Annotated in this window: 16 protein-coding genes; 9 read left to right on the forward strand and 7 right to left on the reverse strand. The window is 65.0% G+C overall.

The window, feature by feature from the left end; genetic code table 11:
* Window positions 1–62 precede the first annotated feature (62 nt).
* Window positions 63–2132: a zinc metalloprotease gene (locus IEY21_RS12330; RefSeq protein ID WP_188904648.1), complete on the forward strand. Its 2070-nt coding sequence runs from the start codon at window positions 63–65 to the stop codon at window positions 2130–2132.
* A 264-nt stretch (window positions 2133–2396) separates the two neighbouring features.
* Window positions 2397–2858, forward strand: a complete 462-nt coding sequence (locus IEY21_RS12335; RefSeq protein WP_188904649.1) for a hypothetical protein — start codon at window positions 2397–2399, stop codon at window positions 2856–2858.
* 65 nt (window positions 2859–2923) lie between these two features.
* Here the strand turns inward: IEY21_RS12335 and IEY21_RS12340 are convergent, their stop codons facing one another.
* The 3 genes from IEY21_RS12340 to IEY21_RS12350 all read right to left on the reverse strand — a co-directional run bounded on the left by IEY21_RS12340 (window position 2924) and on the right by IEY21_RS12350 (window position 5080).
* Entirely contained in the window at window positions 2924–3307 is a 384-nt protein-coding gene (locus IEY21_RS12340) for a Fur family transcriptional regulator (RefSeq protein ID WP_188904650.1), read from the reverse strand.
* 97 nt (window positions 3308–3404) lie between these two features.
* Complete coding sequence (locus IEY21_RS12345; protein ID WP_188904651.1) at window positions 3405–4151, reverse strand: hypothetical protein; 747 nt, start codon at window positions 4149–4151, stop codon at window positions 3405–3407.
* A complete protein-coding gene (locus IEY21_RS12350; RefSeq protein WP_188904652.1) occupies window positions 4151–5080 on the reverse strand; it encodes a phage holin family protein in 930 nt (309 codons plus the stop codon). The genes IEY21_RS12345 and IEY21_RS12350 overlap by 1 nt, the downstream gene beginning before the upstream one ends.
* A 101-nt stretch (window positions 5081–5181) precedes the next feature.
* On the opposite strand from IEY21_RS12350, the gene IEY21_RS12355 reads away from it, so the two are divergent.
* The 5 genes from IEY21_RS12355 to IEY21_RS12375 all read left to right on the forward strand — a co-directional run bounded on the left by IEY21_RS12355 (window position 5182) and on the right by IEY21_RS12375 (window position 11452).
* A complete protein-coding gene (locus tag IEY21_RS12355) occupies window positions 5182–5838 on the forward strand; it encodes a class I SAM-dependent methyltransferase (protein ID WP_229753073.1) in 657 nt (218 codons plus the stop codon).
* 138 nt (window positions 5839–5976) lie between these two features.
* Window positions 5977–6879 (forward strand): phytoene/squalene synthase family protein, encoded by a 903-nt coding sequence (locus IEY21_RS12360; protein ID WP_188904668.1) that lies wholly within the window; start codon window positions 5977–5979, stop codon window positions 6877–6879.
* Window positions 6880–6973: 94 nt separating this feature from the next.
* Window positions 6974–8722: a phytoene desaturase family protein gene (gene crtI, locus IEY21_RS12365; protein ID WP_188904654.1), complete on the forward strand. Its 1749-nt coding sequence runs from the start codon at window positions 6974–6976 to the stop codon at window positions 8720–8722.
* Between the two features lie 155 nt (window positions 8723–8877).
* Window positions 8878–10326 carry an NAD-dependent succinate-semialdehyde dehydrogenase gene (locus tag IEY21_RS12370; protein WP_188904655.1) on the forward strand — a complete coding sequence of 483 codons (1449 nt, stop codon included), beginning with the start codon at window positions 8878–8880 and terminating at the stop codon, window positions 10324–10326.
* A 181-nt stretch (window positions 10327–10507) separates the two neighbouring features.
* Complete coding sequence (locus IEY21_RS12375; RefSeq protein ID WP_188904656.1) at window positions 10508–11452, forward strand: DUF808 domain-containing protein; 945 nt, start codon at window positions 10508–10510, stop codon at window positions 11450–11452.
* Between the two features lie 9 nt (window positions 11453–11461).
* On the opposite strand, the gene IEY21_RS12380 is transcribed toward IEY21_RS12375, so the two are convergent.
* Window positions 11462–12301, reverse strand: coding sequence for an alpha/beta hydrolase (locus IEY21_RS12380; RefSeq protein WP_188904657.1), 840 nt, complete (start codon window positions 12299–12301; stop codon window positions 11462–11464).
* Between the two features lie 82 nt (window positions 12302–12383).
* Here IEY21_RS12380 and IEY21_RS12385 point away from each other — a divergent pair, with 82 nt between their 5' ends.
* Window positions 12384–12821 (forward strand): OsmC family protein, encoded by a 438-nt coding sequence (locus IEY21_RS12385; protein ID WP_188904658.1) that lies wholly within the window; start codon window positions 12384–12386, stop codon window positions 12819–12821.
* Window positions 12822–13001: 180 nt separating this feature from the next.
* Here the strand turns inward: IEY21_RS12385 and IEY21_RS12390 are convergent, their stop codons facing one another.
* From IEY21_RS12390 to IEY21_RS12400, 3 genes are all read right to left on the reverse strand, one after another.
* Complete coding sequence (locus IEY21_RS12390; RefSeq protein ID WP_188904659.1) at window positions 13002–14126, reverse strand: S8 family peptidase; 1125 nt, start codon at window positions 14124–14126, stop codon at window positions 13002–13004.
* Between the two features lie 12 nt (window positions 14127–14138).
* A complete protein-coding gene (locus IEY21_RS12395) occupies window positions 14139–15443 on the reverse strand; it encodes a S8 family peptidase (protein WP_188904660.1) in 1305 nt (434 codons plus the stop codon).
* Between the two features lie 328 nt (window positions 15444–15771).
* Window positions 15772–19356, reverse strand: a complete 3585-nt coding sequence (locus IEY21_RS12400; protein WP_188904661.1) for a diguanylate cyclase — start codon at window positions 19354–19356, stop codon at window positions 15772–15774.
* Between the two features lie 279 nt (window positions 19357–19635).
* Between IEY21_RS12400 and IEY21_RS12405 the strand changes: the two genes are divergently transcribed.
* Window positions 19636–20202 (forward strand): GNAT family N-acetyltransferase, encoded by a 567-nt coding sequence (locus tag IEY21_RS12405; RefSeq protein ID WP_229753072.1) that lies wholly within the window; start codon window positions 19636–19638, stop codon window positions 20200–20202.
* The last annotated feature ends 118 nt before the right edge of the window (window positions 20203–20320 follow it).

The raw sequence follows: 20320 nt of genomic DNA on the forward strand, positions 1-20320 counted from the left end.
CCATCCATTCCCTTCTCAAAGTCGTTCCCTAAACAGGGTACAGAGAACGACACAGGAGACCCATGAAGAAAAGAATGCTTGCCACCCTGGCCCTCAGCTTTTCTCTGCTTGCCGCATGCAACAGTGGCCCGGCCCCCAGCCCACAGCCCACGACTCCCACCGACTTCAGCAAGCTGAAGACCCTTAACCCCGGCAAGCAGGACACCATCCGCACGCAACTGAAGGTGAACATCGTCTTTGTGGGCTACCGTCAGACCCTGCCAGGACAGGTGGCCACCGCCCGCCAGGTGAACACCGCCGACTTCAATGAGATCCTGCCCAAGACCTACGAGTCCATCGCCCGTATTCCCAGCGCCTACGGCCGTACCGAACCCACCGGCAACGCCTTCGATTACCAGTACAACTATGTGTTTGCCGACCAGAACTTTGAGGACAGCTTCTTCGGTTATCTCAAAGCCCAGGGAAAAGATGCGCCTCTGACCTTCCAGCAGAAGCTCTACAACTGCCAGAATGATGTAGACCCCGAGACGGGCGCCCCCACCTGCGAAACACCAGCGGGGAACATCAACCGCGTCATTGACGGCAACCTGCAGATTGATGCCCGGGTCACCGAGAACTGGCTGGCCGACAACGTGGCGCGGGTGGGCGTCAACCCCGGCGAGTACACCATCTTTATGGTGAACTGGTTTGACCGCCCCGACTTCAAGTACCACAGCTACACCCGGCTTGACGCCGTGGACAGCGACGCGGATCAGGCCAATCCGGCCCCGGCCAGCGTGTTCGGCCAGCGCGGCAGCCGCCGTCTGATCGCCTGGGGCGGCAGCGTCCGCGACAATGCTCCAGCGCAGCGCGTGTGGTTCTACGATCTGTCGGCCAACCCCGATCCGTGGACCAACGCCTATGACGTGACCAACCCCGACGTGGACGGTGACCGCGAACCCGACTACCGCATGCCGCCCATCTGGGAATACGGCACCCGCAAGGCGAGCATCGGCTACGGGCGCAAGGTCAGCCCGGACCTCGCCCTGGTCACGCGCTACGCGGCCCTGAACCTGCTGTTCACGCCCAGCCCGATCTACCGCGCCGCGCTGACCCCGCCGCAAATGCCCGAGGAAATCGAGCTGAACGTGCATGTCGAGCAGGGTTCAGGGGCGGTGGCCCAGGGCAAGGTGTACCAGCCCGATCTGGCCCAGCGCCGGGTCTCGGTGCTGCAGCCGTTCGCCAAGTTCACGAGCACCGTCAAGGAAACCCCGCTCAGTGGTGACCTCTCCGACGTGTACCAGTGCTTCTTTGCCGATCCGAGCATTCCCGCGGATATCTGCTCGCCGGACTATGCCGACGCGACGGGTGAACGGCTGTTCACCTTCGCCGTCGACGAACTGCGCCGGGAGTACGCCAACACGCCTGCCAACAAGTACCTGCTTCCCATCTACCTGTTCAACGATCAGGCAAACACCCAGCCGGGTCTGCTGGGCATCGCCTACGACGACGGCGAGACCGGCACCCAGAGCTTCGTGTACTCCTTCCTGACGCCCGGATTGAATGCAGCAGGCTACGGCTTCACCGACACCTCGGTGCACGAGGTCGGCCACCACCTCAGCCTGTCGCATCCGCACGACGGCTACGACAGCGAGAAAGATATTTCCTACGGACCCAGCGGTCAGTTCCTGTTCGTGAACGTGGGCGATGAGAGCGCCACGATCATGTCCTACAACGACCTGTCGCGTGACTTCGGGCAGTTCAACCTCGACAGTCAGTACCGCTACCTGACCGCCGCGTATCTCAACAACACCAACGCCATCCTGGAACTCAGCCGCCGCTCCTCGCAGGAGGGCAAGGTGGCCGTGGCCGCCACCGCCGCCGATACCCTGTTCGCGCAGGCCAAGGCGAAATACGATGCCCTGGCGTACCTGGACGCGGCCCGCCTGGCCCATCAGGGCTACCGGGAGGTGCTGGACGCCGCCAAGACCGCCGGGGTCGACGTGCAGGCGTACAAGTGGTACCAGAACCTCAACGGCCTGTCGGCGGGCAAGGCCAAGCCCACCTTCAGCCGCACCTTCCAGGCTCAGAAGGGTGTGGTTATCTTTCCCGAAGAGAACGCTTTCCAGCGCAGCAAGCGTCTGGCTCCGTAACCCTGATCCAGCAACAGAGCCAGCAACAGGGAGGGGACCCGGCAAGGGTCCCCTCCTTCCCTGTTGCCAAGGACGCAGGGCCTGAAGACGGCATTTCAGAGCCGCGTCATACATGGTCATTAAGGTGGAAAGATGAAATACCTCGCCCTCGGGTTAACGCTGGCCCTCGCGCTGCCGGGAAGTGCCTGCGCGTGGAGTGGAACGGCGACGCGGACGGCACCGGCGCTCCCATCGTCACCGCAGCGGGCCACCGAGGGGGGAGGCATGAGGGCAACGGCCATCCAGGACGCGCAACCGACGCTGGAGTTGCTGATCACGGTCAGGCTGCTTGCTGGGCTGACCGGGCAGCCGGAGTTCAGGCGGGAGGCCCGAACCCGCCTGGCCCTCAGCGACCTGTTGCGCCCCCTGACCGATATGTCAGCGTTGTACCCCAGCGAGGCCCGCACCCTGAACGCGGCCCTGCAGGCTGCCCTGACCCCCGCGCAGGCACAGATGCTGACCCGTGCCCGCGCCGCGCTGGAGGCCCAAGTGCGATCATTTATGGCCCGCGCACGGTTTGCCACACCGGACGGCCCGCTCAACCTGACCGTGGCCCGTTACGGCCTGATGGTGCCGGGCGGCCCCGACATCGTTCGGGGCGTAACAGACTGCTCACTCCCCAATCCCTACCACACGGGGGTCAATGCAGCGCTGCTGGAGCGGCTGCTGACCGCACTGGCTCCCTGAAGCCGGACCCTTCCGGGCAAGCCGGGACCGGGGCGGGCCAGCCCCCGCTCACCACTTTCCGGCGCTCAGGCTCCCGCGCAGTCGGGGCACTGGCCGTACAGCGTGACCTCATGGGCTTCCACGATGAAGCCGCCCGGATACACCGTGCCGCTGGGCAGCGCGACCGGGCAGGTGTGCAACGTGAACACACGCCCGCACCGGGTGCAGGAAAAATGGTGGTGGTGGCCCTTGCCCGCAGTCTCATAGCGGGTTTCGCCATCAAGCGTGACCGGATGAATGCGCTTCTGGTCGGTCAGCAGCTTGAGGGTCCGGTAGACCGTGGCAATCCCCAGTCCCGGGAGATCACTCTGGGCCCGGGACAGCACCTCGGGCACGGCCAGCGGCCCCGGTGCCGCGTCCAGCACGCGGGCGATCACATCACGCTGGCGGGTGCTGCGGGTGGCCGTCATGTCCTCAGGCTAACAGAGCCGCGCGCCTGGCATCAAAAAACAGCCCACCATTCCGCGGTGGGCTGTTTCAAACGTTTGAATGTTGGACAGGCAGGCGCTAATGCCGGTTGGGGTTGCTCTTTTCCTCGGGGGCAATCACGCTGCCCTGGGCTTTGGCCTCCACCACGCTCTTGGGAGTGGGCACCACGCCCGGATGCTCCGGGTTGACCGCCTGGGGCGGCGTGCTGCCAGCCGCCGGGGCCTGCTGGGCATAGCTTTCCGCCACGTTCGGGGAGGGACGGGCGGCGCCGTCGGGCGCGGATTTGAGAAACGAGGCAGTAGCGGCCGAACTGGTAGACGCCGTGCCCATGGGGCGGGGGGTCTGCGCTGCGGGCTTGCTGGGCAGGGCGCTGCGCTCCGGCCGACCGGAAGCGGCCTTGCCCGGGGTGGTCTTGGGCGACTCGCCTGCTTTTTCCAGCAGGGAATTGGCGAGTTCTTCCAGCTTGGGTGCCAGTACCCGGTCGGTCAGGGTCTTGACGGCCAGCGTGCCCAGGGTGGCGACGAGGGCGCCGCCCACACCGCCCACACCCCCCTTGTCGGACTTCTGGGCCTTGATCAGCGCCTGCTGGTGCTTGACCGGGCTCTCGGCATCCACGTAGATCTTCTTGCTGCGCCGGAACTGCCGCCCGATCACCAGGCCAATCACGGCGCCCACCGCAGACGCGCCGCCCAGCAGCTTGGCCGGTTCCTTCTGCATCTGCAGCTGCAGGTTGGCACGGTCGGCCAGCGCGTCAATGCTCTCCTTCAGGCGCTCACGGGCTTCTTCCCGCTCGGTCCGGGGATTCATGTAATCGTAGTCGGCCATCAACTTTCACCCTTGCCCTTTTTGATGTCTTCCTGATAGGTGGGATCGGTGCTGACCCGAATGCCCGGCGCGTCCTTCAGGACCACGGGGTTTTGCAGCGCGGGGTCATGGTGATGATCATCCGTTCGGATACCCGGCTCGGCGCGGTTCGCTGCCGGCACCTCGCCCCGGTCCAGCTTCTCGTTAAGGGTGTTGCCGTACATCTGCGCGCGGCCATCGGCCTCACTCTCGTACACCGGCACGGTGGAGGTGCCGCCCTCTACCCGCACGGTGGCCCGTTTGGGGTCCTCACTGACAAAGCGGTTTTCTCCGGCAGGGTACAGCCCCGGATCGCGCGGCACTTCCACCGAGGCCCGCACGGTGTGGCCGGGTCCGGAAGTGTTGTCCCGGCTGGGATCAATGCGGCCCGTATTATGCGTGGCGTCCAGGCGGCCCTCGGAGGCGGGCCGGGGCGGCTGCGCCACGGCCTGGGTACCGGTCGCTCCCGCCGTGGCGGTACCAAACTGCTCCTCACGGCGTTTGCGGGCGGCCTGCTCGGCCTGATACTGGGCTTCCAGACGCTCGTCCTCGGTCATGGGTCCGGTCTTGTGGGCGTGCGGCTCTTCGGTCTCCACCTCGGCGCCCAGCTTGCGAATTCCCATCATGACCATCACCGCCGTGACCACCAGGCTGAACAGCGCGATCAGCAGGGCGGCGGCCCACGCTCCCAGACCCAGACGCATCAGGCCATAGAACACGAACAGAATCAGGAAGACCAGCGCCAGAATCAGCGGCCCGGTGGCCGCCAGCAAAAACACCACGCCCAGGCCCTTGGCCTTGGCCACCGCGCTCAGCCGGCGGATGATGGCGTTGATCTCGGATTTTACGAGGGTGACGCCCGCATCGAACACGTCGACGAGCGCTCCTCCCATACTCTTGCGTTCTTCCATGCCTTCCTCCGGGAAACGGCCCCACGCCTCACTTCAGGCGGCGTGAACAGACAGGCCAGATGTTGCCCAGCATAATGATTTCTGTGACCCCCCGGCCCCAGATGCAAGAAAACCTGAACCCAGACGTTCGCGGTGGGCCGCGCTTGACCCTCGCCCAGCGCAGCAATTCCGGGGAAATCACGGCGCGCGGATATGCGCTGTGGCGCGCGCGTTCGCTGTCGCTGCTCAGCGGTGTGCCCTTCGGGCTGGACCGCGAGGCGCGGCTGTTCCGGGCGCTGTGCCGGCCCCAGCCGGGCGAGCAGTGGCTGGATGCGGGGACCAGTGCGGGCTTCTACGCGGGCGTGCTGGCCCGCGCGGGCTGCCGGGTGCTGGCCGCCGATCTCAGCGCCCCGATGCTGCGCGAGGCGGCCCGGCGCGAGACCAGCCCACAGATCGACTGGGCGCTGATGAATCTGGAAGCCAGCGAACTGCCCGGCGCCAGCTTCGATGGCATCACCGTGGGCGCGACCCTCAACGAAACGCACGATCCGGCGCGTTTTCTGGCTGAACTGGCCCGCCTGCTGCGGCCCGGCGGTCAGCTGTGGCTGATGTACGTACCGCGCACGGGCGGCCCCCTGCAGGCCCTGCTGTCGCGCCCGGCGCTGGGTGGGCTGAATTTTCCCGACCCCGCGTGGGTGGCCCGCCAGCTGCCCGGCTGCTCACTGGTGGATGGCCTGGGCATGGGTGCGGTCCGGTTCGGACGGTACCTGAAAACCTGACCCCCGGTCGCTGGCCCTGGCCCCCAGCGGATTTCCGCACCATTCCGCATCTGTGAGAAACTGCATCTGTAAGAATACGTGACTTTCTTCCGTGTTCCACCGCCTAGACTCGGCAACAAGGAATCAACCGTGACCAACGTGACGCTCTCCTCCTCAGACCAACCGCCCCTCCAGGCGGTGGCGTACTGCCAGAGGGTCACGCAGGAACACAGCAAAACCTTCTACCTGGGATCACGCTTCTTTCCGCTGCGCCAGCGCCAGGCGGTGTGGGCGGTGTACGCCGCGTGCCGGGACGGCGACGACATCGCCGACGACACCGGCACCGGGGACGCCGTTACCGAAGCGCAGCTGAACGACTGGTGGCAGCGCGTGCAGGCGGCCTTTGCCGGGCGCGGGGGCCCGCATCCGGTGGACACGGCGCTCGCGTGGGCCGCCCGGACCTACCCCATTCCGCTCTCGGCCTTTGCCGAACTGCACGAGGGCCTGCGCATGGACCTGCGCTGCCACGTCTACCGTGACATGGATGACCTCACGCTGTACTGCCGCCGGGTGGCGGGCGTGATCGGGTTCATGATTGCGCCCGTCAGCGGCTACAACGGCGGCGAGCAGACCCTTCACCACGCGCTGATGCTGGGGCAGGCCATGCAGCTCACCAACATCCTGCGTGACGTGGGCGAGGATCTGGAACGTGGACGCGTTTACCTGCCCCAGAGCCTGCTGGACCGCCATGGCGTGTCGCGCGCCGATCTGGAGCGCGGCGAGGTCACGCCGGAATACTGCGCGCTCGTTACCGAACTCAGCACCCTGGCCCGTCGGTGGTACGCCGAGGGCCGGGTGGGCATTCCGATGCTGCATGGCAGCGCCCGGCTGGCTGTGGCGGCGGCGGCGCGGGCCTACGAGGGCATTCTGGATGATCTGGAGCGCTCGGGCTATGACAATTTCCGGCGCCGCGCCCATGTCAGCGGCCCCCGCAAACTGCTGATGCTGCCGCGCGCATGGTGGGAACTGTGCGCGGCCACGCCCCTCGGTCCGCGGGCCTGAACTGCCACTCTTCCCCACCCGCCCAGCCGCCTGCACTGCAGGACCCGACTCCCAGTTCTCCACGCACACCGCTTCGGCGGGAGGTTAACCACGCATGACTGCATTCCCCACGTCCCCTGACCTCAAGTCGCCCCGCGCCTGCGGACGCAAGACCGCCGTGATCATCGGCTCGGGCATCGGTGGCCTCTCGCTGGGCATTCGCCTGCAGAGCCTGGGCTTTGACACCACCATCCTGGAACGGCTGGACGCTCCGGGGGGCCGCGCCTACCAGAAGCGCACCGACGACGGTTACGTGTTCGATATGGGCCCGACCGTGATCACGGTGCCCCATTTCATCGAGGAGCTGTTCGCGTCGGAACGCGACAGGGCCATGCTCGCCGAACCGGATTACCCGCCCCACACCCTGGCCGAGGGAGCGCGCGTGAAGACCGGCGAGAGCGGCGGTCCCCGCACCCGCGAATACGTGCAATTGGTGCCGATTCTGCCCTTCTACCGCATCTATTTTGATGACGGCACCTTCTTCGATTACGACGGTGACCCGGACAGCACCCGCCGTCAGATCGCGGAACTGGCCCCCGAGGACCTGGAAGGCTACGAACGCTTTCACGAGGACGCCCGCGCCATTTTCGAGCGCGGCTTCCTGGAACTCGGCTATACCCACTTTGGCGACGTGGCGGCCATGCTGCGGGTGGTGCCGGACCTGATGCGCCTGGACGCCGTTCGCACGCTGTTCTCGTTTACCAGCAAATATTTTCAGAATCCCAAGATGCGGCAGGTCTTTTCGTTTGAGACGCTGCTGGTGGGCGGCAACCCCCTGAGCGTGCCGGCCATCTACGCCATGATCCACTTTGTGGAGAAAACCTGGGGCATCCACTACGCCATGGGCGGCACCGGAGCGCTGGTCCGCGCGTTCGTGCAGAAATTTGAGGAACTGGGCGGCCAGATTCGCTACGGCGCGGGGGTCGAAGAGATCCTGGTCCGCGACCGCCGGGGCCAGCCGGTGCGCCGCCCGGTGGGTCAGCGGACTGCCCGTGGGGTGCGGCTTGAAGGCGGCGAGGAACTGCACGCCGATATCGTCGTGAGCAACGGCGACTGGGCCAACACCTATCTCAAGCGCGTTCCCGCCGCGGCCCGACTGGTCAACACCGACGTGCGCGTCAAGGCGGCCCGCCAGAGCATGAGCCTGCTCGTCATCTACTTCGGCTTCCGTGACGATCCGGACCGCCCGCTGCAGCTGCGCCACCACAACATCATCCTGGGGCCGCGCTATGAGGCGCTGCTCACCGAGATTTTCGGGGACAAGGTGCTGGGCCAGGACTTTAGTCAGTACCTGCACGTGCCCACCCTGACCGACCCCAGCCTGGCCCCCCCCGGCCACCACGCCGCCTACACGCTGGTCCCTGTGCCCCACAACGCCAGCGGCCTGAACTGGGAGGTGGAGGGACCGAAGCTGGTGGAGCGCGTATACACCTTTCTGGAAGAGCGCGGCTACATCCCGGACCTGCGCGCACGCCTCACGCACAGCGAGTTCATCACGCCCGACTACTTTGCCGGCACACTGGACAGCCACCTGGGCAACGCCTTCGGCCCGGAGCCGATCCTGGCCCAGAGTGCGTACTTCCGTCCGCACAACCGCTCGGAGGACGTGGGCAACCTGTACATGGTGGGAGCGGGCGCACAGCCCGGCGGCGGTACCCCCAGCGTGATGATGTCGGCCAAGATGACGGCCCGCCTGATCGCTCAGGACTTCGGCATCCACCCGGACGTGCGCGACGGAGTGCCCGGCTCCGCTCCGGAACACGAGGCGGCGCCGCAGACCGGGGCAGCTGGAGCCGCCGACTGACCCCGTTCCCACCGGGACACGCGCTACGCTGCTCTGAGCCCCCGACGCCCACCCCTTCTCAGGGCCGCCTATTCTGCTTCCCGACCGCTCTTCCAGAAGCCTGAGGCAGTACGCTGCGCCCTGAACCGCTCCTTCCTTCCCCCCCGAGGTACTCCATGACGACCATCCAGAACGATCCCGTGACCCGCAGCCAGGCCTACTTTGACGGCGGCTGGCACACCACGCCCCGGACCTTCGAGGTGTTTCACCCCGGCAACGGCCAGAGCATCGGCGCGGTGGCCGACTGCACGGCGGACGATGCCCGGCGGGCCATTGACGCCGCCGAGATCGCCCTGAAGGAATGGCGCGCGGTCAATCCCTACGTGCGCGGTCAGATCCTGCGCCGCTGGAACGACCTGATGCTCGCTCACAAGGAAGAGCTTGCCCGGCTGATGACCCTGGAAATGGGCAAGCCGATCACCGAGACGCGCGGCGAGGTGCATTACGCCGCCTCCTTCATCGAGTGGTGTGCCGAGGAAGCAGGACGCATCGCCGGAGAGCGCATTCCCATGCGCTTTAACCACAAGCGCGGCTTTTCCAATGCCGAGCCGGTGGGCATCGTGTACGCCGTGACTCCCTGGAACTTTCCCGCCGGCATGATCACGCGCAAGGCGGCCCCCGCGCTCGCCGCCGGGTGCGTGATGATTCTCAAGCCCGCCGAGCAGAGCCCCATGACCGCGCTGTATCTGGCCGAGCTGTGGCTGGAAGCAGGCGGCCCCGCCAACACCCTGCAGGTGCTGCCCACCAACGACGCCCCCGCCTTCACCGCACCGTTCATGGAAGACCGGCGTGTGCGCAAGCTGACCTTCACCGGGTCCACGGCGGTGGGGCGCCTGCTGTACACCCAGGCTGCCCAGACCATCAAGCGCGTCTCGCTGGAACTCGGCGGGCACGCTCCCTTCCTGATCTTTGCAGACGCCGACCTGGACAAGGCGGCCCGCGAGGTGGTGGGCAGCAAGTTCCGCAACGCCGGACAGACCTGCATCAGCACCAACCGGGTGTACGTGCAGCGCGAGGTGGCCGGGGAATTTACCCGCCTGCTGACCGAGAAGACCGCCCGGCTGACCCTGGGCGATCCCCTTCAGGACGGCACGGGGGTCGGTCCGGTGGTGGAACAGGCCGGACTGGACAAGGTGAAGGCGCAGGTGGCCGACGCCCTGCAGCGCGGCGCGAAGGCGACCACCGGCGGCGAGGCCACGGGCGGCCTGTACTTTCAGCCCACCGTCCTGACCGATGTTCACCCCGATTCGCTGATTCTGCGCGAGGAAACCTTCGGGCCGGTGGCCCCGGTGGTCGTGTTCGACACCGAGGAAGAGGGACTGCGCCTCGCCAACGACTCCGAGTACGGACTGGCCGCCTACGCCTACACCTCTGATCTGGGCCGGGCATGGCGTTTGGCCGAGGCGCTGGAATACGGCATCGTGGGCATCAACGACGGCACGCCCAGCAACGGCGCTCCCCAGGTGCCCTTTGGCGGCATGAAGAACAGCGGTGTGGGCCGGGAAGGCGGGCACTGGGGTCTGGACGAGTACCTGGAAACCAAATTCATCAGCATGGGCGTCTGAAGCGGCTTAAGGAATGGGAAGGTAGGGATCGGGCGGCCGGTGCCTGAACGTTCCCGGAAGCGTGGGCCGGGCGGCGGGTTGATAAGGTAGGAGGCCTGATGACCCTCTGGCCTCTGCCCGGCAACCTCCCTCTCCCCCGGCCTCCGGCGACCGCCCAGCCCGCGCCTGTGGCGGTGACTCCATGAGCGGCGGCTTGGTGGCGCTGCTCGACGACGTGGCGGCCATCGCTAAACTGGCCGCCGCCTCTATTGACGACATCGGGGCGGCGGCGGGCAAGGCCGGCGTTAAGGCGGTTGGGGTGGTCGTGGACGACACGGCCGTCACGCCCCGGTATGTCACGGGCTTTACCCCCGAGCGCGAACTGCCGATCATCTGGCGCATTGCCCGGGGATCGCTGCGCAACAAGGTCGTGTTTATCCTGCCGGCCGCGCTGCTGCTCAGCCAGTTTGTGCCGTGGATCATCACCCCGATCCTGATGCTCGGCGGAGCCTACCTGTGTTACGAGGGGGCCGAGAAGCTGTACGAGGCGGTCTCGGGCCACCACGACACCCCGGACGCTGGGGTCGCCACGCTGTCCGGCCCGGCCCACGAGGAAAAGATGGTGGCAGGCGCCATCCGCACCGATTTCATCCTCTCGGCGGAGATCATGGCGATCTCCCTGGCCGAGGTCACCAACGAGCCCTTTGTCTCGCGGGCGCTGATCCTGGTGCTTGTGGCCCTGCTGATCACCGCGCTGGTGTACGGCGTGGTGGCCCTGATCGTGAAAACCGACGACTTCGGCCTGAAACTGACCCAGAGCGACTCCGGCGCGGCCCGCTCGGTCGGACGCGGACTGGTCAAGGGCATGCCGGTGGTGATGGCGGCGCTGTCGGTGATCGGCACGGCGGCCATGCTGTGGGTGGGCGGGCACATCCTCACCGGCGGGCTGGAGGAGTTCGGGTTCGGGTGGCCGGCCCACACCCTGCATGACCTTGCCCTGAGCGCCGGCCACGCGGTGCCCGCCTTTGCCGAGGGCACGGTGGAGTGGCTGGTTGAAACCCTGGGGTCGGCGCTCGTGGGCATTCTGGTGGGAGGCCTGATCGTGGCCGTCATGCAGTTGCGTCCCCGCCGGGCCAATGCCCACTGAGCGCCCCGCCTAGGAGCGCTGGAGCAGCCAGTCCAGAATGGCCTGCCGGATCTCGGCGCGTGGCCGGTCATTGAGCAGCTCATGGTAGCCGCCCTCCTGAGCAATCAGGGTCTTATCGGCGCTGGCAATGGTCTCTATGAACCGCTGGCTGCCGCTGGGATCGGTGATGGTGTCGGCGGTGCCGTGGACGACCAGGGTCGGCAGCCGCCACGACGCATACTGCGGCCACAGCTTCTGGCTCAGCCCCAGCATGGTTGCAGCGCTCAGGGCTGGAACCTTGCCGTGATACACCAGCGGATCCGCCTTGTACGCCGCCACTTCTTCGGGCAGGCGCGACAGTCCGTCGGTGTCCAGCTGGGTGGTGGGGGCCGCAGGAGCGATCCTGGCGAGCAGCGGAGCCAGCCTGCGCACCAACGGCGGATTGTTCTGACCGACGAGCAGAGAAGGGCTGGACAGAATCACTCCGCTGAGGCCGCGTGGGTCGCGGGCGGCGCTGGCCGCCGTGATCAGGCCCCCCATGCTGTGGCCCAGCGCAAAGACCGGCTGGTCCTGATCGTCGCCGGGGCGGGAACGCAGCGTCTCACGCGCTTTCAGGTGGTCTTCCACCAGCAGGTTCATGTCGGCCACCGCCCGAGGTCCCTGCGAGTGGCCGTGACCGCGCTGGTCGTAGGCATACACGCTGAAGCCGCTGGCGACCAGGGTGGGAATCAGGGCGTAATAGTGGTCCACATACCGCGCCGCGTACTCGCCGAATCCGTGGGCAATCAGCACCGCGCCGCGCGGATGCGGCGCAGCCCAGAGATAACCGTTGACCGGCGCACCGGGCACCTTCCATTCCTGACTTTGCATGCGTCAGAGTGTAGCGTCCTCTAAAGCCTGTCTAAATTCTGCTCAGAACGGCGCTTCCGGCGGGGGCGGCAGACTGAGCGGCATGGCAGATATTGCGAGAAAAGCAGATGCACAGTGGATGGGCGACCTGAAGCACGGCAAGGGCAACATCAGCACCGAGAGCGGAACGGTCAGCAATGCCCAGTACTCCTTCGGCACCCGTTTTGAGAACGGTACCGGCACCAACCCCGAGGAACTGCTTGCCGCCGCGCACGCCGGCTGCTTCACCATGCAGCTGTGCGCCATTCTCGCGGGCCACGGCCACGATCCCCAGGACGTGCGGACAGACGCCACCTGCGAGATGGTCAAGGACGGCCCCGGCTTCAAGGTCAGCACCATGCGCCTGAAGGTTCGCGGCAAGGTCGGCAACATTGATCAGGCCGAGTTCGAGAAGCACGTGGCCCAGGCCGCCGATTCCTGCCCCATGAGCCGGGTCATGAAGGGCAATGTGGAGATCGTCCACGAGGCCGTGCTGGAGTAACACAGGGAAGGTGGGGTTCAGACGGCGTACACCTTCCGGGTCCTACCGTGCCCACTTTGTAACCAAAAGAGCGCCTCAGCTTTACCTGAGGCGCTCTTTCTGTATTCCCTATCCCCGTCCCTTCACTGAGCGCAACCCTACGCACATGAGGTCAAGGATTCACTGCAGATGTGCTCCTGCTCAGGGCAGAACGGAATTGATGAACCGCTCTGCGTTGATCCGGCCTTTGCCCAGGTGACCTATCAGGTCCGGTGCGTTAACAGCGTCCACCGGATCGGCAGTCAGGGCGAGCTGATTGGCAACCTTGTTGATCCACTTGGCCCTCTGCCCCGGGGGAAGCTCCCCAAGAGCAAGGGCAATGACGCCGCTGGCAATGGGAGCCGTCATGCTTGTCCCGCTCCAGGCTTCGGTCATGCCCTCCGGTGCCGCCCCCATCATGCCCTCACCCGGAGCCAGCAGTTCCAGCTTCGGACCGTAGGTGCTGAACTCGGAGCGAATGTCGTGCCGGTTCACGCTGCCCACGCTCAGCGACAGGGCCGCCGACGTATCCGAGAGGGTGGCGTAACGGGCGGGTGCGGTGACGCGGCGGTCTCCGGTATTTCCACTGGATGCCACCACGTAGATTCCCTTGGCCGTGGCGCGCTTCACGGCAAGATCAACATCTGTAGACACGTCGGTTCCCACGGACATGTTGATGATCTGGACCTTCTGCGTTATGGCGTAGTCGATGGCCGCAACGATGTCGGCAATCGTGCCGGTGCCGTTGGAAGACAGCACGCGCAGAGGCAGGATCTTGACCTTGGGCGCCACCTGCGTCAGGATGCTCGCCACATTTGTGCCGTGTCCGTATCCCACGAGGCTCGGATCGTTGTAGTTGCCCTCGTCATCGGGAATGCGGTCACCGTCCACCCAGTCCCGCCAGGCACCAGAGCCGATCAGCTTGCCCTCGAAAGCCGGGTGGTCGAGATCTATACCGGTGTCAATGACGGCCACCAGAACGCCGCTGCCCATGCTCGGGGTCTTTGCGTGGGCCTGGGGCAGTCGAATTTGCTGCCAGGCTCCCATGTTCTCGGGAAAGGTGTTGTCCAGTCCTGCCACCGTGGACGCCTGCTGCCCAATGATCCACGCGCCGCGGGAACCAATGATCCACGCACCGCGGGAACCCACCGACTCTGCGATTTTGAAGTTGATGGTGGCCTGTGGGGCAAGCCGCGTACCGTCAGAACCAGCGGTGGTGCCGCAGGCAGACAGCAGGGAGAGGCCGGTGGTGAGCAGCGCCAGATTCCGCAAAAAGTTAGGCATCATGTCAGGTTCTCCTTATCGGTAGAGCTTCACGAGCGACAGGGCGTTCAGGGTGCCGCTGCCCAGTTGCTGGCCGTACACCGGATCCAGTGTGGGCTGCGCGGTGTTCAGCATGTTCTTCAACAGAGCCGTGGACTGGTTCGGATAGAACCCCGTCTGAGAGGTAGAAATAACCAGGGCCGCCACACCGGCAGCCATGGGCGCAGAAAAGGAAGTGCCGCTGGCACGAACGGTAAGTCCTCCAGGAAAGAGGGTCTTGACGTTTTCCCCGATGGCGGTCATCTCTACCTGACCATAGGTACTGAAGCTGGACTTCAGCAGCACTGGGCTCACGCTGCCCACCCCAATCTGACCAATGCCGGTATTGTTCAGGACCATTGAGTTTGCAGCCGGATAGGTGACGGCGGTGTCGCCGGTATTGCCGGTGGAAGAAAAGAAGATGACGCCTTTTTGTGCAGCGGAGCCGATGGCGGTATTCAGGGCCCGGACATCGGTCATGCTTCCCAGGCTGAGGTTGATGATCTTGGCGCCCGCGCTCGTCGCACGCTCAATGGCCGAGATCACGTTTGACACGTCTCCGCTGCCGTCCGGGCTGAGCACCCTCAGAGGCAACAGGGTGGCATTGGGAGCAATCTGCAGGATCACGCCGGCCACAGCGGTGCCGTGACCATATCCGGATGCGTAGGTGCCATCGGTATTCGGGTTGACGTCCTGCGGAACGGTGTCATTGTCGACATAATCATAGTCGTTGTTGAGATCCAGTTTGCCCTGGAAAGCCGGGTGGTTGAGGTCCAGACCGCTGTCTATGACAGCAATCGTGACGCCTTTACCGAGTTCCGGAATAAGCTGTTGCGCGCTGCCGAGGTTGATGCGGTTCCAGATGGCGCTGTTTTCACTGAAACTGGTGTTGGTGGTGGTGCCGCCGGCCCATGCAGTGAAACCACCGGCCCACGCAGTAAAACCGCCCGCCCACGTGGTGAAGCCCTGGGCGCCCACACTGGCGTCGCCCTGTTTGACTTTGACGTTCTTCTCAGCACTGAGGATGTCGCTGCTGGGCTTGTAGCTGTCTACAGCCAGCAGCGCGTACCCCTGTGCGGATTGAAGGCTCAGTAGGGTGCTGCCCGGGTAGGCAGCGGCGAGCTTGGCGGGGGTGGTGGCCGAGGTTGCCTTCACTTGCAGCAGGTATCCCTTGGAACTGCTGCCCTGAGCACCCAGACGGGATGCCGGCTGGTCACTCTGCGGCGCAGGCAGGCTGCTACACGCCGCGAGGAGAAGGGTCAGGACAGCGAGGGGTCCTGTGTGTTTCACGAAAAGTCTCATGGGGCTCCTTATCAAGATCAATCGGCGACAGGCGAAAACAAATCAGTGCGGCCAGAATGCTTGGAATGTGTTGTTGCGCAGACCCTCTGCGCCCATAAGACAAATGTACGGGCGGTTTGTGTCTCCCCTGTGACTATTTCGTGACTCTGGCATACCCCCGGCGGGGGGTACACGATAAGGAAGCGACGAAAGGCGTTGCGCGCTTCCCTGAAACTATGACTGCTGTGTGAATTTATAAAGACTGCCTTAAACGCCTCATAGACCAGCCCGACAGGTGTTGACCCGCTCCTGTTGAGCTGGTTTTCCCAAGCTCTCGCTGCACTTGTATTTAAGGATGAACGGGCCCTGACGCGAACTCTCCACACACCTGGTTCCGACCCGCGGCCTTGGCCTGATACAACCGGGCATCGGCCAGAGACACCAGTTTCTCGTGATTCGGCACCGACAGATCTGCTGCCACACCGATAGACAATGTGACTTCAAGATTGGTCTGCAGTTCATCCCACGCGAAGGAAGTCACGTGATGGGACAGCCGCTCACAGATCCGGATGCCCTGTTGCAGATCCGTCCCAGGCAACACGATCAGGAACTCCTCGCCTCCAAACCGCGCCACAATGTCACTGGGACGCACCACTTCCCGGAACAGGGTGCCCATCTGGCGCAATACCTGATCTCCTACCATGTGTGAGAACCGGTCATTGACCTGTTTGAAGTGGTCCAGATCCACCATGGCCACGGTCAGCGGGATGCCGTCTTCCTTATGGCGCTTGAATTCCCGGGCGAGGACCTGTTCGACGTAGCGGCGGTTGTACAGGCCGGTCAGGTCATCTTCAGACACCTGCCGCTCCAGCAGTTTTGACTGGGTTTCCAGAATGGACAGCAGGTGGGTTTTCTCGGCGTTCAGCCGCTCGAGCGCTTCGTTCGCTGCCGTCAGCTCAATCGAGCGCACCTTGAAGATTTCAGTGTCGGCCTTGGCACGCTCCACCTCCAGTTCAATCGTCAGGGCGCGTGCCTTGAGGGCTGCGTCATGAGCCAACATCTCCTGTTCCGCTGCCCGGTGCAGACGATAGTAGGTCAGCGCTTCATAGGGCTCCTCGCTGGCCTCAGCCACCTGGGCACACGCCTGGTAAACCTCCAGGGTCAGTTTGAGCTGTGCCACAGCATGTGAGATTTCCAGAGCGTCGCGCAGGGCTGCCTGGGCGTCCTGATACTGCCTGGCGTGCAGGTGGGTCAGCCCCAGCTCAAACAGGGCCCACCCTTCCAGGGCCCGGTGGGCAAGGGACCGGGCCGCCGTCAGGGTCAAGGTGAGGGCCTCGGTGCTGGCAGCCAGATCACCGCGCTGCCGGTGCGCTTTTCCCAGGTACAGGCTGGCGGTGGCTTCCAGAAAAACATTGGGAGCTGTTCGCAGTAGCGTGAGCGCACGGGTGGCCAGTTCTACCGCCTCGTCGAACTCACCGCGTTCAAGGGCCAATTCCGCAAGAGTGCCGTTCGTCTGTGCCTCGCCCACAGTATCTTCCAGATTCTGATAGGTGCTCAGGGCAGCATCCAGATATTCCACGGCGCGCTGGTGGTCGCCGTAGCCCATGGTCACCACGCCCAGGTTGTGCAGGGTGTTGGCGGTGCGTTTCAGATCTCCCATCTTGCGGCTCACGCGCATGGCCACCGACAGCATGTCGACGGCCTTTTCATGCCGCGTCAGGCTGTTGTATACGGCGGCACTGAAGTTGGCACAGTCCAGCTGAAGGACATCGTCCTCAAGATGCGCGGCGAATTCCAGGCCACGGCTGAGCATGGACAGGGCTTCTTCGTAACGTGAGGCCACGAAATGAAAAAATCCCATGTTGCGGTAGGCGTATCCCAGCCCCCACAGGTGTCGCAGCTCCTGAGCCAGAGCGTACGCTTTGTTGGCAAGACGCTCGCCCTCCTGGGGATCCGAGTTCCGAAGGTCCCACGACGCACTCAGCAGCGCCTCGAGCTGCTCGACCTGCGCCGCCGGAACCATAGGCTCATCCAGACGGTCCATCACAGAGGGCTGCAGCTGTCCCGCAGGGTCACGCGGTTCTGGACCGGCAGCCGGCGAGGCCCCCCTGGAAGTCTCCCGGCCATCATCAGGAGAATCACCTTTGGCCAGCAGCTGTTCCAGGGCCCCCACCACCTGCGGATCAAACTGCGTGCCGCTCAGCCGCCGGACTTCCTCCAATGCCTCTGCAGGCGACCAGGCCGGTTTGTAGGGTCGCTCATTGGTCAGGGCGTCGTACACATCGGCCACCGCCACGATCCGGCCCACCTGGGGGATTTCCGTACCGCTCAGTCCCCGCGGGTACCCTTGGCCATCCCAGCGTTCGTGATGGGTCAGGGCAATCTGTTCGGCCATCAGCAGCAGCGGAGACTGACTGCCCTGCAGCATCTTGGCCCCGATCACCGTGTGCAGCTTCATGCGCTCAAATTCTTCGGGGGTATAACGGCCCGGTTTCAGCAGCACCGCATCCGAGATGCCGATCTTGCCGATATCGTGCAGACGCGCCGCCCATTTCAGCAGCTCGGCTTCGGTGGCGTCCAGGTTCATGACATGGGCAAGCTGGCACGACAACTCGCCCACACGCAGGGTATGGGCGCCAGTCAGGTCGTCACGATATTCGCCGGCAAAGCCCAGGCGCGTGACCATCTCCAGCTGGGCCTGCTCCAGTTCCCTGGTCCGAACCTGCACGGTCTGCTCGGCTTCCTCACGTGCGCGCTGTGCCAGCTCGCCGATCTGCCGGTACGACTCGGATTCCATACGGGCGCGCTCTGCGGCATGACGGGCGGTGAGGGTCTGCGTTCTCGATTCGTTTTCCTCGTTGAAAAGCAGGCGCTCCAGGCGGTGAAATTCCTTGTGGTGCTTCAGGGCAGACGCCAGCTGGCCCAACTGCTCGTGTACCCCTGCAAGCTCGGCATGCACCAGCACTTCCTCGTTGCGCAGCCGGTGCTGCTGCGTCACCGCCAGTGCGTGCTGCAGGTGATGGGCTGCGTCCGCCAGACGGTTCAGGGCAGCTGCGGCGCGCCCCAGGCCCAGCAGCGCACTGGCGGTGCCCTGTGCGTCTTCAATCTCCTGCGCCACTTCCAGGGATTGCTGATGCATTTCTAGAGCCCGCTGCGGAACTCCCCGTTCCATCCAGACCTGCCCCAGATTGTCCGACAGGTCGATGATGTCACGCGAGAAGCCGTGCTGGCTGGCCAGTTCCAGCGCCATATCCAGCATTGCTGTGGCGTCTTCCGGTTGCCGCATGCTCTTGTAAACCAGCCCGAGCGTTCCCAGCGCGGCCAGCTGGGTACCCAGGTTCTCCGCAGCGCGCGCGGCTTCCAGGCCGAGGGTCAGGTACTCCCGGGCCGCTTCGTACTGCCGCAGGGCATGGTACGTGTGGCCAATATTCACCAGGCATGGACCGTTCAGGGAAGGGTCGTCGTTGGTGTACTGCGTCACAAGCTGATGGGCCTGAAACAGGGCCGACAGCGCGTCGGCGTGTTCTCCCAGGTTGGTCAGGGCCGACCCCAGATTGATCAGGCAGCGAATCTGCCCCACCAGGTCACCAGCCGTGGAGAACAGCCGCGCCGCCTGACGCAGCAGTTCCACCGACTCCTCGAGATGACCGGTGAAATTGGCGGCCGTGGCCCACAGACGTCTGGCTTCGGCCTCCATGTCCGCGCAGTTCCATACCTGGGCAACCTGGGCAGAGGTCCGTGCACAGTCGAGCATGCCCTGAAAGTTTCCCCGCTGCGCTTCGAGCCGGGCAAGCTGGTGCAGTTCCTGCAAGACGGGGAGGTGGGGCCGATCGGACGACGCCATCTCGGGCTGGTTCAGGGCGCTCAGGGCGGCGTGTAGATGCTCGCGGGCCACCAGGTCCTGTTCTGCTTCAAAAGCGTGCCGGCTGGCCACCAGACGCCCGACCACCTCCTCTATCCGAGGAGATGGAATCAGAAGCTGTGTGTTTTCGCCCATTGATGCTTCAGTCATTCTTGAATCCACGGAAAAAACCTCGTGTAGAGACCAAGCATCCTGACACGGACTGTGGCAGAACCGGTCTGACAGGTGACTGACAGGAAGGCTACAGCAACGCTGTACATGAAGACACGCACTTCATAGCACGGCGAACCGTGGGTCCGGCCTACATCTCTTTATTGCATGGGTATAGGCCCCATGGCCTACCCTGGCCACGTGACCGCACCCGTGACCGTCCGTTCCGCCCGACCCACCGACGCGGCCTTTGCGGCGCCGCTGATTCAGGCAACCATCGGCCCGGTGGGGCTGGCCCTGACCGGGGCGGCGTCGGACGGCGAGGCCGAGCACATCCTGCGCGGGTTCTTCGCCCGGTCCGTTCACCGCCTGAGCTTCGAGAACACCTGGATCGCGGAGTGCGCAGGCGAGGCGCTGGGGGTGCTGGTGGCCTACGCCGGCAGCGACGCCCCGGCCCTGGACGCGGCCTACCGGGAGCGGCGACGCTCGCTGGGTCTGCCCGCGGACGTGGCCTCCGAGGGACAGCCCGGCGAGTGGTACGTGGATACCCTGGCCGTGAGCGAAGCTGCCCGTGGTCAGGGCATCGGCGCACGGCTGCTGCACGAAGCCGCGGCCCAGGCCAGGGAGCGTGGCTTGGGCCGCCTGGGTCTGCTTGTGGAGCAGGGCAGCCGCGCCGCCGCGCTGTACCGCCGCGAGGGCTTTCGGGTGGCCGGGGAGCGGACGCTGGGGGGGCACCGGTACCGGCACATGGTTCGCCCCGTCAGCTGACCCTCACCCAGCAGGCGAGTTCCTTCTCACGCTGCCGACTAGGGTGTGTCCGCAAACCTTCAGAGCCACTCCATCAGGCAGGCAATCGTGACCATGGCCTCGAAATGACAGGCGCGTT

It is taken from the genome of Deinococcus aerophilus (genome assembly GCF_014647075.1).
In the GTDB taxonomy this organism is placed as follows: domain Bacteria; phylum Deinococcota; class Deinococci; order Deinococcales; family Deinococcaceae; genus Deinococcus; species Deinococcus aerophilus.

What these genes read in the sequence shown, in the direction of transcription:
- IEY21_RS12375 (WP_188904656.1), top strand. Translation starts at nt 10,508, where the DNA reads ATGAGCGGCGGCTTGGTGGCGCTGCTCGACGACGTGGCGGCCATCGCT.
- IEY21_RS12340 (WP_188904650.1), bottom strand. Translation starts at nt 3,307, where the DNA reads ATGACGGCCACCCGCAGCACCCGCCAGCGTGATGTGATCGCCCGCGTG.
- IEY21_RS12355 (WP_229753073.1), top strand. Translation starts at nt 5,182, where the DNA reads ATGCAAGAAAACCTGAACCCAGACGTTCGCGGTGGGCCGCGCTTGACC.
- IEY21_RS12350 (WP_188904652.1), bottom strand. Translation starts at nt 5,080, where the DNA reads ATGGAAGAACGCAAGAGTATGGGAGGAGCGCTCGTCGACGTGTTCGAT.
- IEY21_RS12395 (WP_188904660.1), bottom strand. Translation starts at nt 15,443, where the DNA reads ATGAGACTTTTCGTGAAACACACAGGACCCCTCGCTGTCCTGACCCTT.
- IEY21_RS12335 (WP_188904649.1), top strand. Translation starts at nt 2,397, where the DNA reads ATGAGGGCAACGGCCATCCAGGACGCGCAACCGACGCTGGAGTTGCTG.
- IEY21_RS12390 (WP_188904659.1), bottom strand. Translation starts at nt 14,126, where the DNA reads ATGATGCCTAACTTTTTGCGGAATCTGGCGCTGCTCACCACCGGCCTC.
- IEY21_RS12345 (WP_188904651.1), bottom strand. Translation starts at nt 4,151, where the DNA reads ATGGCCGACTACGATTACATGAATCCCCGGACCGAGCGGGAAGAAGCC.
- IEY21_RS12370 (WP_188904655.1), top strand. Translation starts at nt 8,878, where the DNA reads ATGACGACCATCCAGAACGATCCCGTGACCCGCAGCCAGGCCTACTTT.
- crtI (WP_188904654.1), top strand. Translation starts at nt 6,974, where the DNA reads ATGACTGCATTCCCCACGTCCCCTGACCTCAAGTCGCCCCGCGCCTGC.
- IEY21_RS12380 (WP_188904657.1), bottom strand. Translation starts at nt 12,301, where the DNA reads ATGCAAAGTCAGGAATGGAAGGTGCCCGGTGCGCCGGTCAACGGTTAT.
- IEY21_RS12385 (WP_188904658.1), top strand. Translation starts at nt 12,384, where the DNA reads ATGGCAGATATTGCGAGAAAAGCAGATGCACAGTGGATGGGCGACCTG.
- IEY21_RS12330 (WP_188904648.1), top strand. Translation starts at nt 63, where the DNA reads ATGAAGAAAAGAATGCTTGCCACCCTGGCCCTCAGCTTTTCTCTGCTT.